Source organism: Sphingomonas sp. ASY06-1R (genome assembly GCF_052180265.1).
GTDB lineage: Bacteria > Pseudomonadota > Alphaproteobacteria > Sphingomonadales > Sphingomonadaceae > Sphingomonas_I.
The window spans coordinates 3,415,956-3,428,323 of record NZ_CP197464.1; the positions used below are offsets into that span (position 1 = coordinate 3,415,956).

At 62.9% G+C, this 12,368-nt stretch carries 11 protein-coding genes and 1 tRNA gene; 2 read left to right on the forward strand and 10 right to left on the reverse strand.

Annotation, left to right across the window (positions count from 1 at the left end; all coding sequences use genetic code 11):
- Positions 1-9: 9 nt before the first annotated feature.
- Both ACSBM8_RS16015 and ACSBM8_RS16020 read right to left on the reverse strand, forming a co-directional pair.
- The gene (locus ACSBM8_RS16015) at positions 10-183 is read right to left on the reverse strand and encodes a DUF1328 domain-containing protein (protein WP_442678992.1); all 174 of its coding nucleotides are present in this window, start codon (positions 181-183) and stop codon (positions 10-12) included.
- Between the two features lie 60 nt (positions 184-243).
- Positions 244-744 carry a Dps family protein gene (locus tag ACSBM8_RS16020; protein ID WP_442678993.1) on the reverse strand — a complete coding sequence of 167 codons (501 nt, stop codon included), beginning with the start codon at positions 742-744 and terminating at the stop codon, positions 244-246.
- A gap of 244 nt (positions 745-988) precedes the next feature.
- Between ACSBM8_RS16020 and rpmG the strand changes: the two genes are divergently transcribed.
- A complete protein-coding gene (gene rpmG / locus ACSBM8_RS16025; protein WP_294389749.1) occupies positions 989-1,156 on the forward strand; it encodes a 50S ribosomal protein L33 in 168 nt (55 codons plus the stop codon).
- Positions 1,157-1,249: 93 nt separating this feature from the next.
- Here the strand turns inward: rpmG and recN are convergent, their stop codons facing one another.
- The 6 genes from recN to yajC form a co-directional block, all read right to left on the reverse strand.
- A complete protein-coding gene (recN, locus tag ACSBM8_RS16030; protein WP_442678994.1) occupies positions 1,250-2,911 on the reverse strand; it encodes a DNA repair protein RecN in 1,662 nt (553 codons plus the stop codon).
- A 188-nt stretch (positions 2,912-3,099) separates the two neighbouring features.
- Positions 3,100-4,317, reverse strand: coding sequence for a M48 family metallopeptidase (locus ACSBM8_RS16035; RefSeq protein WP_442678995.1), 1,218 nt, complete (start codon positions 4,315-4,317; stop codon positions 3,100-3,102).
- Positions 4,318-4,356: 39 nt separating this feature from the next.
- Positions 4,357-5,172 (reverse strand): outer membrane protein assembly factor BamD, encoded by an 816-nt coding sequence (locus ACSBM8_RS16040; protein WP_442678996.1) that lies wholly within the window; start codon positions 5,170-5,172, stop codon positions 4,357-4,359.
- A 101-nt stretch (positions 5,173-5,273) separates the two neighbouring features.
- Complete coding sequence (secF, locus tag ACSBM8_RS16045) at positions 5,274-6,239, reverse strand: protein translocase subunit SecF (RefSeq protein WP_442678997.1); 966 nt, start codon at positions 6,237-6,239, stop codon at positions 5,274-5,276.
- The gene (gene secD, locus ACSBM8_RS16050; RefSeq protein WP_442678998.1) at positions 6,239-7,852 is read right to left on the reverse strand and encodes a protein translocase subunit SecD; all 1,614 of its coding nucleotides are present in this window, start codon (positions 7,850-7,852) and stop codon (positions 6,239-6,241) included. The genes secF and secD overlap by 1 nt, the downstream gene beginning before the upstream one ends.
- 16 nt (positions 7,853-7,868) lie before the next feature.
- Positions 7,869-8,318, reverse strand: coding sequence for a preprotein translocase subunit YajC (gene yajC, locus ACSBM8_RS16055; RefSeq protein ID WP_442678999.1), 450 nt, complete (start codon positions 8,316-8,318; stop codon positions 7,869-7,871).
- Between the two features lie 36 nt (positions 8,319-8,354).
- On the opposite strand from yajC, the gene ACSBM8_RS16060 reads away from it, so the two are divergent.
- Positions 8,355-8,431, forward strand: a tRNA-Pro gene (locus ACSBM8_RS16060).
- A gap of 136 nt (positions 8,432-8,567) precedes the next feature.
- On the opposite strand, the gene ACSBM8_RS16065 is transcribed toward ACSBM8_RS16060, so the two are convergent.
- Both ACSBM8_RS16065 and ACSBM8_RS16070 read right to left on the reverse strand, forming a co-directional pair.
- Positions 8,568-11,072 carry a TonB-dependent receptor gene (locus ACSBM8_RS16065; RefSeq protein WP_442679000.1) on the reverse strand — a complete coding sequence of 835 codons (2,505 nt, stop codon included), beginning with the start codon at positions 11,070-11,072 and terminating at the stop codon, positions 8,568-8,570.
- A 117-nt stretch (positions 11,073-11,189) separates the two neighbouring features.
- Positions 11,190-12,329: an acyltransferase family protein gene (locus tag ACSBM8_RS16070; protein WP_442679001.1), complete on the reverse strand. Its 1,140-nt coding sequence runs from the start codon at positions 12,327-12,329 to the stop codon at positions 11,190-11,192.
- Positions 12,330-12,368 lie beyond the last annotated feature (39 nt).

Below are 12,368 nucleotides of genomic sequence, written 5' to 3' on the forward strand. Positions count from 1 at the left end.
TCGATCGGATCAGGTGACTGCTCGACCAGCCAACAAGGCCAATACGAGGAAGATCACGAACAGAACCAGAGCGATGAAGAACAGGATCTTGGCGATTTCGACGAAAGCGCCGCCGATCCCGCCGAACCCCAGGACACCGAGCATAAGGCCGATGACCAGAAAGATAAGTGCGAGTTTGAGCATGAAAGGACTCCTTACGCTGCCTCAACGACTTATCCGCGGGGCTGTTCCGCTCCGCCGATCTTATGCCTTGCGGCTGGCCTCGAACAGGAACCAGGCCCGCTCCTCCGCCTGATCGGTCCACTCGTCGACAATGCCGCTCGTGGCGTTATCCTTGGCTTCGTCTGCCAGTTCCTTCACCTTGCGAAAGCCTTCGACCAGCTTCAGATTGTCGTCCCGCAGCTCGCTGAGCATGGCGGCGGCATCGACGAACTGGGCGTCATTGTCCTTCAGCGTCTGATGACGCGCAATGTCACCGATCGAGCGCAGCGTCGTGTTGCCCGTCTTGCGGACGCGCTCGGCGATGGCGTCGGTGATCTCGTAAATCTGCGTCGCCTGATCGTCCATCAACAGATGGTAATCCCGGAAGTGCGGGCCCGAGACGTGCCAGTGGAAATTCTTCGTCTTGATATAGAGTGCGAAGCAATCGGCGAGCGATGCGTTCAGCGCGTCTGCCACGCTGGAAAGCTCGTTCGACTGCAGATCGGTTGGGGTCGCCAACTTGGGGGCTGGTGTGTCCGCCATGATTCATCTCCATATAAGCGTTCAGAGGGGCTAAACCGCGAATCGGCTCTTTGCTCCCCAATAATCTTGATCACTCTGATCGGCGAGAAGGTTGGCGTTGCGCAACGAGCTTTAACTCCGTGCACCTCCCTTGACTTTTGGCGGATGCGGCGGCAAAGCGCCCATCGATCGAGCGGCGGTGACGCCGCTTTATTTTTTGGACCGCCTGCGATGGCGGCCTTCAGATAGCGCAGGAATTTGGGTCATGGCCAAGCCGACCACCGTCAAGATCAAGCTCGTCAGCTCGGCCGATACCGGCTTCTTCTACGTCACGAAGAAGAATCCGCGTAACCAGACCGAGAAGATGTCCTTCCGCAAATATGATCCCGTCGTGCGCAAGCACGTCGATTTCAAGGAAGCAAAAATCAAGTGATGCCGCGCCCGTAAGGGCGTGCATCATGCCCGGGATGCCGGGTTCATGAGATGATAGGGCGGCCGGGCAAAGCCTGTGCCGCCCTTCTCACGTTCAGGCCGCGGCCAGCAGCCGTTCCGCTTGGGCGCGGGCTTCATCGGTTACCTCCGCGCCGGACAGCATCCGCGCAATTTCTTCCCGCCGCTCCGACGAATCGAGGCGATGGATGCCGGTGCGCGCAACCAGGCCGTCGGAGCGTTTGGCGATCAGCCAGTGGCGATCCGCCCGCGCCGCGACCTGCGGACTGTGCGTTACCACCAGGATCTGTGCCGTCTGTGCCAGGCGCGCCAGTCGATCGCCGATCGCGGCGGCCACCGCGCCGCCGACGCCGCGATCGACCTCATCGAAGATCATCGTCCCGGCGCCGCCCTCCTCCGCCAAAGCCACCTTGAGCGCGAGAATGAACCGCGACAATTCACCGCCGCTGGCGATCTTCACGAGCGGCGCAAACGGCGCACCAGGATTGGTCGAGATTTCGAACTCCACCCGGTCGCGGCCGTCCGGCCCCCAAACATTGTCAGGGACAAGCTCGACCCTGGTTCGAAAGCGGGCGGCATCCAGCTTGAGCGGCCCCAGTTCGGCAGCGACGGCGGCATCCAGGCGGCCTGCCGCCGCTCCACGCGCCGCAGAAACCATGTCCGCCTGCTCCAGATATGACGTCCGCGCGGACGTCACTTCGCGTTGAAGGGCCGCGAGCCCCTCCCCGCCTGCCTCGATCCGGGCCAGGCGCGCGGCTAGCTCCTGCGCCAGCGCCGCCAGCTCGTCCGGCTCCACCCGATGCTTGCGCGCCAGCGCCCGCAGGTCGAAAAGCCGCGTTTCCATCGCGTCCAACCGGGCGGGATCATAGGCAAAAGCAGCCCGCGCGGCGGCGAGATGGTCCTCCGCTTCGGACGCTTCGATCACGGCACGGTCGACCGCCGCCAAGGCCTGGGCCAGCGTGTCATGTTCCGACGCAAGCCGATCAAGCCGACGGGCCGCTTGCCGCAGTTGCGCCAGACCGCCCTGCGATCCTTCCAGCAGCGCCCCGGCGGTTTCGAGCTCCTCGGCCAGCCGCGCCCCTTTTTGCATCGTGGCACGTTCTTCGGCGAGCAACGCCTCTTCGCCTGGCTCAGGTGATGCAGCGGTAAGTTCCGCTACCGCATGCTCCAGCCACGCGCGATCGCGCGCGGCATTTTCAAGGTCTGCCGAGGCGCTGGCAAGGGCATCCTCCGCAGCGCGCCAGCGCTTATGCGCCGCAGCGGCGGGGCCGGTATCGATGCGGCCGAACGTATCGAGCAAGGCGCGATGTCCACGCGCGTTGAGCAGCCCGCGATCATCATGCTGGCCGTGGATTTCCACCAGGGCCGCGCCCAGCGTTCGCAGCAGTGCGGCCGACGCCGGCTGATCGTTGACAAAAGCACGGCTACCACCGTCTGCGCGCACAGAGCGCCGGATGACGAGCGGCTCGCCGGCTTCGTGATCAAGATCGCCCCCGGCAAGCAATGCCAGTGCGGGGTGATCGGCCGGAACTTCGAAAGTGGCGGCGACGCTGGCTTGCGCGGCGCCCTGCCGCACCAGCCCCGTATCCGCCCGCACGCCGAGCGCCAGGCCGAGCGCATCGAGCAGGATCGATTTGCCCGCCCCGGTTTCTCCGGTGAGCGCGCCGAGCCCGGGCCCGAATTCCAGTTCGAGCGCTTCGATCAGCACGACATCCCGGATGACGAGGCCAGTCAGCATGCGATGCTCTTAGCCGAGCAGCAGCAGCGTTGAACAGCGATCCCGGGATCATCGCGACTCTGAATCGCAGCACAAGGCTCAGTCATGCTCGCAACCCTGATACCGCGAGCAATGGGGACTGACAGGCGGTGGCGGATCGTCGCCTTTTGGTAGCTTCGGTCACGATACCGGATCGGTTCGTCGTGATCCTATGTGCCCCGCGGGAGCGGGCCATAGGGGGCACCGACACGATCAGGGTGCGCGGCCTTCCACAGCATCGCCCGGTGCACACGGCGCTCGACCGAAGGATGGTCGTAGAAGATGATTTCCTCCAACCTTCCCGGGGAGGAGGCGCGATAGGCGATCGTCTTCACCAAGGCCTTTGCCAGGCCGTCCGGCTCGTGCGCATTGTCCAGCGAGAAACGATCGGCGTCGCTTTCCGCCACTCGGGTCATGGTCGTGCTGAAGGGTGTTGAAAGCAGCCCAAGGACCGATGCGATGATCATAAGGATGGGCAGGCCTGCAGGATCGGCCAGCCCGCCTACGCCCGCCGCCCCGGGGAGGAGGTCGCGCGTCGGCGGATAGAGGCGGTCGATCAGCCAGAAAGCAACGACCGCCATCAGGCACATACACCCGGCGAACCAGAGGATGTGCTTGTGCACGTAATGGCCCATTTCGTGGCCGACTACAGCGATCACCTCCGACCTGTCGGCATGCTGCTTGAACATAGTGTCGCTCATCGCGACGCGTGCGGTGCCGAAGAGGCCGGACACATTGGCGGTATAGCGATCGGACTGCTTGGAGCCGTTGTAGATCAGGATCTTGTCATGGGGCACACCGGTCGCCTCGGCCAGCCTGACGACCTCTGTCCTGACCGGCCCCTCGGGCGCCGGCGTATATTGATTGAACAGCGGCTCGATGAAGAGGGGCGCAATGATCACGATCAGGATCACGCCGCCCGCCGTGACGCCGGATGCCCAGAGCCACCAGCTTCGCGGCGCTCGTCGGATCAGCGTGTAGAGAGCCAGCAGGAACAGCGTGGTGATAATCAGGGAAATGGGCAACGCTTTTGCCGTGTCGCCCAGCCAGCTGCCGAAGGATTGCGAGCTCAGCTGGTAGCTGCGTTCGCGCCACCAGGAGGTGTAGATTGACCAGGGCAATTCCAGCAGGAAGGTCAGCAGCACGAATGCGGCGCTGATCGCGAGCACCGCGCGTTTCGGCCGCCGGCCATCGGGGTCCACCCGCTCGCGCAAGCGGCGCAGGATGCCGCTCCGGAGGATCAGCCACGAGGCGGCGATGGAGACCAGGCAGGTCCACAGGATCAGCCATTCACTGCCATGCGTATAAGCGATGGCCTTGGCATGCGCCGCCGGCGACAAGGTCGCCATATAGGCGGCGGTTGCCGCGCCCGGATCGAACGTTGCCATGGAAGCCTGCCCTTTCCGCGCGGATCAGGGCAGTGCGGCTTACGCCTTGTCTTTGCCCTTGGGTGCGCTGCCCTCAGTCTTCTGGATAAGCGCATATGCGCGCTCATACCAGTCACTGCCCGGGAAGTTGGCGCCAAGTACCGCCGCGGTCCGATGCGCCTGTTCCGGAATACCGAGTTCCAGATAGCTTTCGGTCAGACGCAGCAGGGCTTCCGCCACATGGCTGGTCGTCTGGTAGGAATCGACGACCTTTCGGAAGCGATAGACCGACGCCAGCCATTCGTGGCGCCGCTGATAGAAACGCCCGATATCCATCTCACGCCCGGCGAGATGGTCGTTGATCAGATCGATCTTCAGCCGCGCATCGGACGCATAAGGCGAATCGGGGTAACGGCGGATCAGATCGCCCATCGCATCGAGCGCCTGCGCGCTGATCTTCTGGTCGCGGTTCACGTCGCCGATCTGCTCGTAATAGGCCACCGCGATCAGATACATCGCGTAAGGCGCATCCTTGTTGCCAGGATGGATCGACAGAAAGCGCCGCGAGCTTTCGATCGATTCGGGATAATCTTGCGCCAGATAATGGCTGAACGCGCTCATCAGCTCGGCGCGGCGTGCCCAGACCGAATAAGGGTGCTGGCGCTCGACTTCGTCGAAGAGAACAGCGGCAACCTTGTAGCGCTTGCGATCAAGCTGGTTCTTGGCTGCATTGTACAGCGTCTCCACATCGCGCGCGACGTAGCGATTATTCTCCTTGCTCGACTTCTTGTCGGCGGCTTGGCCCGCGCTCCCGGTCAGGAGCAGCGCGGAGACGAGGCTTGCGGCGAACGCAAAGCGAAGACGGGAAAGACGCATAGAGGCGACCCTTTAGACCAGCACCCGAACCGCGGGAAGCGTTATGAGGCGGTGCGATAGAGACGCACAGATTGCCGCCCCATGAAGCGAGGCGCGTTCGGTCAGCGAATCCGCTCCGCACCTGACGAGGGGCCGCTTTTGCCCTTCCTCTCGACAGGTGCAGCATGCGGCGTGAGACCGAGCGAGATCAGCAGCGAGCTCGACACGTAGATCGAGCTATAGGTGCCGACGATCACGCCCAGCATCATCGCAGCCGTGAAGCCCCGCAACACCGGCCCGCCGAAGATCAGCAGGGCACCGAGCGCCAGCAACACCGTCAGCGAGGTCATCACCGTACGCGGCAGCGTTTCGTTGACCGAAAGGTCGATGAGCGCGCGCATGTCCATCTGCCGATATTTGCGCATATTCTCGCGGATGCGATCGTCGATGACGATCTTGTCGTTGATCGAATAGCCGATGATCGTCAGCACCGCGGCGACGATGTTGAGATCGAATTCCAGCCGCGTCAGCGCGAAGAAACCGAGCGTCACCAGCACGTCGTGCACGATTGCGACAAAGGTCGAAACGCCGAACTGCCATTCGTAGCGCAGCCACGAGAAGACCGCGATCGCGAACACCGCGAGGAATACGGCCATCAGACCCTTCTGGATCAGCTCGCCCGAGACCTTGCCCGACACCGTTTCGGCGCGGTTGAACGTCACCCCGGGATGCTTGGCTTCCAAATTCGACTGCACGTTCTTGACGAGTCGATTGGTCGCCCCTTCGTCCGTCGAGTTCGGCAGCGGCAGGCGAATGGACAGCGTGTTGGATCCACCGAAGGTGGTCACGCCCGCTTCGCCAACGTGCATATCATCGACCTCGGTACGGACCACGTCGATGCTTGGCGGCGTTGGGAAACGCGCCTCGATCAGGATACCGCCATTGAAGTCGACGCCGAAATTGAGACCACGCACGCCCACCAATACCGCGGCGGCGATCGTCAACAGCGCGGTCAGGCCGAACGCCCAATAGCGCAGGCGAACGAAGCCGATATTCGTGTTGTCGGGAACGAGTTTCAGGAGGCGCATCAGATGTGGATCTCCGTCGGGCGATTACGCCTGATCCAACCGGCAGTAAGCATACGGGTGAAGACGACCGCGGTGAAGTAGGAGATGAAGATACCGATCAACAGCACCACCGCGAAGCCCTTGATCGGTCCGGAACCGAGCGCCAACATGATGATGCCCGAGATGAGATGGACCGTATTCGCTTCGAAGATGGTCCGGCTCGCCTCCTTATAGCCAAGCTCCACCGATTGTACGACGCCTCGGCCACGTCGTCGCTCCTCACGGATGCGCTCGTTGATCAGCACGTTGGCATCCACCGCAGTACCGATCGTCAGCACGAAACCGGCGATGCCCGGCAGCGTCAGCGTGGCATTGAACAGCGCCATCACGGCGAGAATGACGAAGATGTTAAAGATCACCGCCAGGTTCGCGTAGACGCCGAACCGGCCATAGGTGACGAGCATGAACACGATTACCGCGACGCTGGCGATCACCGATGCGACGACGCCGGCATGAATGGAATCGGCGCCGAGCTGCGGCCCGACGGTACGCTCCTCGATCACCTTCAGGTCGACCGGCAACTTACCCGAACGCAGCGCGATGGCGAGCTGGTTGGCGCTGTCGGTGGTGAAGCTGCCATGGATGATCGCGTTACCGCCCAGGATCGGCTCGTCAATGCGCGGTGCCGACAGCACCTGATTGTCGAGGATCATGGCGAACAATTTGCCCGAATTTTCCTGCGTTGCCCGCGCGAACTTGCGGCCGCCCGACGCATTGAACTTGAGTCTGACAGCCGGCTGGCCGTTGTCATCCTTATCTAGGCCCGCGTCGGTCAAATCGTCGCCAGACAGAATGGCTCGCCGCTGGACCGCAATCGTGCGCGGCGGCGCGTTGGCGGGGTCGTTCGCTTCCTTGACGAAGGGCAATATCTGGCTGCCGGCAGGTGCGCGGCCGGCGGCGACCTGGGCGGGGTCGGCGGTCATGTCGACCATCTTGAATTCGAGCTTGGCGGTCTTGCCGATCAGCGCCTTCAGTGCGGCGGGATTTTGCTCACCCGGCACCTGGACGAGGATACGGGTGGTGCCCTCCCGTACGATCGTCGGCTCCTTCGTGCCAAGCGAATCGATGCGCTTGCGCACGACCTCGGTCGCGGTCTCCATCGCATTCTTGACGCTATTGGCGATGCCGGCGTCGGTCGGTGTCATGACGATCCGCGTTGCGTCGACGACATTGACGTTCCAGTCGCGCTGGCCGGTCACGCCGACCGCCTGGGTCTGGCTGCGCGCACGTTCGACCGCGGCATCCAGCTGACCGATATCGCGCACGAAGAACGACAGACGGCCGTTCGCGGTCGAAATGTCCCCGATCCCGATCTTGGTGTCGCCGCGCCGCATTTCGGTGCGGATCGTCTCCTCCATCTTCTGGAGGTTCTGCTTGGCGAGATCGGCCGTGTCCGCCTCGAGCAGCAAATGGCTGCCGCCCTGAAGGTCGAGGCCCAAATTGATGTGGGGCATACCCGCCAGCCCAAGCCGGCTGGAAATGCCGGCGGGCATGAGGCTGGGGATCGCAAGGGCAACACCGATCAGCAGAACCAGCCAGATCGATATCACCTTCCAGCGCGGAAAATCGAGCATCGTTGTAGCGTCCGCTTCAGTCGTTTGCCGGGGCGCCGAGCGGACGAATATCGCTCAGCGTCGAGCGCAGCGCGCGGACGCGGATATTGGGGCCAAGCTCCAGTTCCACTTCATCGCCGTCGGACTTGATGACCTTGCCGATCAGCCCGCCGCCGGTGACGACCGTGTCGCCCTTTTTGGCCGCCTCGATCTTTGCGCGCTGGTTCTTTTGCGCCTTACGCTGCGGATTGATGATCAACACCCACCAGATCGCCATGATGACGATCATGATCGGCAGCGGCGAACTCAGTAGGCCCTGAAGCGTGCTGGACGGCGCTGCGCCGGCTGCCTGGGCGTAAGCGGGCGATGCGAACATGGAAAAGAGGCCCCGAAACTGCTGGTGCGCCGCGCGGAAATCGCGTGTCGGCTGCAGGAAGGCCGGGCGACTATCACGACCCGTCGCGGCGGGCAATGCCGTGCTTGCCAAGTGCGCCGTCTATCTCTAGTTGGCCGGCGCTTAGGTCGGGGCGTGGCGCAGCCTGGTAGCGCATCAGACTGGGGGTCTGAGGGTCGCAGGTTCGAATCCTGTCGCCCCGACCAGCAATTTTCCGGGATCCCCCATCGCGGCCCGGCATCCCCTCACCACCGAATCGCATGCTGCGGAGTTGTCGCGAAAGCGTGCGTCGAGCCTGTCCCCGGCGCCACCCACGCGCCAGGGAGCAGGCCTGCTCTTGGTTCAGAATGTCAGCTTGATCGTGCCGCCCCACGTGCGGGGATCGCCGACCTGGGCCGCGATCAGCCCGGTATTGCCGCCCGTTCCGGCCAGCAGCAGGTCGATATAATTGCGGTCGAACGCATTGCGCACCCAGCCATAGACATCGAACTTGGCGGTGCGGAAGCCGGCCCTGAAATTGTGCAGCGAATAGCCTTTCACCCAGGTGTAAATGGACGGCGACGGGTTGGACGACCATTTGGAACGATAGCTCGCGTCATAGCCGACGTAGAATTGGCCATCCTGGTCGAACAAGCCGCCGGGAACATTCGCCTCCGCCCCCCATGAGCCTGCCCATTTCGACACGCCGGGCAGGACCTGGCCGGAGACGTTGCAATTGGCCGGGCTGAGCGCGCCGGGCACGCCGGGTGCGCCCGGTTGCTGGTTACCGGTCACGGTCGTCCCGCCCGACAATTCCGGCGGGCAGGGCGCGTCAACGAATTTAGTATATTTGGCATCGGTATAAGCACCGCTGGCATAAGCACTGAACCGTTCGCTCGGACGGATCGAGAAGTCCGCCTCAATGCCACGGCTGCGCACCTTTTGCGCGTTCGCCAGATAGCCGCGCACCGTGCCGAACTGGCCATTGGTGACGTTGGCCTGGAAATCCCTAATCTCCGTCCAGAAGCCGGTCAGGTTGAATGTCGCGCGGCGATCCCAGAATTGGGTTTTGAGGCCGGCCTCGAAATGGTCGACCTTCTCCGGCTTGATCGTGGATGCGGCCAGAATCGGCGCACCGTTCGCATCGGCGGGAACGCCATTCAAGTTGATGCCGCCGGTTTTGAACGCCCGCGCATAGGTTGCATACAGGTTCACATCCGGGGCGACCTTGTAGCTGAGATTGAGATCGTAGGAGACGTTCCAGGCGCTGAACCGCGGCTCGAAAAATTGCGAGGCCTGGATGCCGCGCTGCGCCGCCGTCCAGGGATCGTTGTAATAAGGCGATCCCGGCACGGGCGAGACGATCTGCCGCGTGCCGTCCGACGCGGTTCCGGTGACGACCGAATCGTACAAGCCCTTCTTGCGGTCGTAATTCACGCGCACGCCGGGCGAGAGGGTCAGCCCCTCCACGATGGTCCAGTTCACCTTCGCATAGGCCGCCAGGCTGGTATTGTTCAGCCGGATGTCGTTGACCGCGGTGACATTGTCCAGAACCGCCGGATTGTTGGACAGCGCACTGGTCGGCGACAGCAGCCATTTGCTGGCCGCCGTGCCAGTCTGCTGAATGCCGCTGGTGTGGATATCCTGATGGAAGGCGAACAGGCCGGCCGTGAATCCGATCCTGTCGCTTTGATGGTTGAAGCGGAATTCCTGCGTATACTGGTTCTGCTTCGTCGGATTGTTGACCTTCACGTAAACGGGCAGTCCCGTGTAATCGCGGTCGTTGCCGGGCGCCCAATCCCAATAGCGCCATGCGGTGATCGAGGTCAGCGTATCGCGATCAGACAGGTCCCACACGACGCGTGCGGACAGGCCACCATGTTCGTTGCGGGCCGCGAGCGGCGCGTCGGCGTCCGTCAGACGATCATAGGGGTTGGTGCTGGGCACCTGATAGCCCGGAAAGTAGGAGATGAGCGCCGGATATTGCCGGTTGGCGGGCCGCTGGGTCGGGCCATAGCCGCCATACGCAAAAGCACAGCAGATCGGATCCTGCAGGTTGAAATCGCCGGAGAGGGTGACGTTCACGCTGGGCGTTGCCCGCCACAGGATCGATCCGCGGATGCCGATGCTGTCCTGCGACTGGATCCATTCACTCTGCGCGGTATCGAACAAGGTGCCGCGCCGGCTGGTCCCCGTCACGCTGATCCGCGCTGCGACATTTTCCGACAGCGGGCCCGAAATCGATGCCTTGGCCTGCTTGAAGTTCAGGTTGCCGAACGAAGCTTCGCCGCGCGCCTCGAAATCGAAGCTGGGTGCGCGCGTGGTGATATTGATCGCGCCGGCGGTCGTGTTCTTGCCGTACAGCGTGCCCTGCGGTCCGCGCAGCGTCTCGATCCGTTCCACATCGACGAAGTCCAGCGTCGCGGATGCGATGCGGTTATAATAAACGTCGTCGATATAGATGCCGACGCCTTGCTCGAAGCCATCGTTGGTCAGCCCGAACGGCGCGCCGATGCCGCGGATGTTGATGAAAGTGTTGCGCGGATTCTGCGAATAGAATTGCAGCGTCGGCTGCAGCTGCGTCAGCCGCCCGATATTATAGGTGCCCTGCGCGTCCAGCGTTTTGCCCGAAAGGACCGATATCGCGATCGGCACATCCTGCACATTTTCGGTGCGGCGGCGGGCCGTGACGACCACTTCGTCCGCCGCCGCTGCGCCGTCCGCGGCATCGGTGGCGATCGGCGCGGCGACCGCGTCGGGCTCTTTGACATCGGCGGCAGGAGCGGCGGCCGCGCGCGCCGGCTCAACAACGAACGTCGCCAGCGGGAGCAGTGCCGCACTGACGAGCAAAACAGCCTTGAACTTCACGCGAATCCCCCTGGTTAATTCCAGGTGAATTTCCCACCAAAACGGTAGGGATTACAAGAACAGCGATTTTTGTGCGGGCTGAAGATGCGGTTTGTCGCATGTCGTGGTCGCGCGCTGTCAGGGCGCGGCAATCTCCTCCGCGGGAGTCTGCCCGCCCAGCCGGCGCTGGGCAAAAAGGCGGATGACAATCTTGCCGAGCTTCTGTCCGGGGCGTTCGATCAGGACATAGGTGACCAGCGCGCTTGCATAAGCCAGAGGCGCGGCAATTCCGAAGGCGATGCAGAACCGTAAGGCATCGGAAATATCATGCCCCCATCGCGCGATCGTCCAGGCGGCGACCGCGTGCAGGATCAGCAGGTGGATCAGATAAACGCCATACGATAGCTCGCCCAGCCAATGGAATGGCGGCGCGCCGAGCAATCTGGACGCGCGATCGATCGGGCCAAGATGGCGCCAGTGGATCAGGCCGAACAACAGGATCAGAAGCAGCTCGCGCGTGAGCAGATGCACGATCGTGCGGTCACCGCCGATGGGGATGGCCGCAAGCAGCATGGCAAGCAGCAAAAAGCCCCCCTTCCGTTCCCCGGCCGCCGCAATCAGCATCCCGGCCAGGAACATATGCATTTTCAGCGCCAGAAAAGACGGCATCGGGAAAGCGACATGCATCACCTTCAGCGCAAGGGCGACGCTCGCGGCAATGATCGCGGTGCCAACAGCCGCGCGCAGCCAGCCGATGCGCGCCGCGAACAGCACAACGAACGGGAATGCGAGATAGAATTGCATCTCCAGCCCGAGGCTCCAGTCGGGCAAAGGCGTCCGATAGGCATAAGCGGGTATCAGTCCGAACGCATAGGTCAGATGCATCGCGATGTTGGTCGCGCTGCCATCGGTATAGCGTTCCGGCGCCTGCATCGGATTGCCAACGAACGCGTCGATGACGAGCCGATCGGCATAGATTGCCTTACCCACCAGCAACGCGATCGCGAGCAAGGTGAAATAGACCGGCGACAAGCGGAAAAAGCGCCGCGCCCAGAAGCCTGCCCAGACGCCGGGCTGGCTCCAATCCTCCCGCGCCTTGCGCTGATTATATTGGAATACCATCAGAAAGCCGGACAGGTAGATGAACAGGTCGACGCCCAGGTCCGGCTGGCCGAGGATCGGCAGGAAGAAGCCGGTCAGGATCATGCAGTGACCGACGAGCACCCACAAAGCGGCCAGCCCGCGCAGGCCATCGAGGCACTCAATTCGGTTCATCATGCGGTCCTCTGCTGCACCGCAGCAGATATCGGGCAATCG

Coding starts and splice junctions, on each gene's coding strand:
- secD (WP_442678998.1), bottom strand. CDS start 7,852: ATGCTCGATTTTCCGCGCTGGAAGGTGATATCGATCTGGCTGGTTCTG.
- ACSBM8_RS16040 (WP_442678996.1), bottom strand. CDS start 5,172: ATGCGTCTTTCCCGTCTTCGCTTTGCGTTCGCCGCAAGCCTCGTCTCC.
- ACSBM8_RS16015 (WP_442678992.1), bottom strand. CDS start 183: ATGCTCAAACTCGCACTTATCTTTCTGGTCATCGGCCTTATGCTCGGT.
- secF (WP_442678997.1), bottom strand. CDS start 6,239: ATGCGCCTCCTGAAACTCGTTCCCGACAACACGAATATCGGCTTCGTT.
- ACSBM8_RS16035 (WP_442678995.1), bottom strand. CDS start 4,317: ATGGCAACGTTCGATCCGGGCGCGGCAACCGCCGCCTATATGGCGACC.
- rpmG (WP_294389749.1), top strand. CDS start 989: ATGGCCAAGCCGACCACCGTCAAGATCAAGCTCGTCAGCTCGGCCGAT.
- ACSBM8_RS16070 (WP_442679001.1), bottom strand. CDS start 12,329: ATGATGAACCGAATTGAGTGCCTCGATGGCCTGCGCGGGCTGGCCGCT.
- ACSBM8_RS16020 (WP_442678993.1), bottom strand. CDS start 744: ATGGCGGACACACCAGCCCCCAAGTTGGCGACCCCAACCGATCTGCAG.
- recN (WP_442678994.1), bottom strand. CDS start 2,911: ATGCTGACTGGCCTCGTCATCCGGGATGTCGTGCTGATCGAAGCGCTC.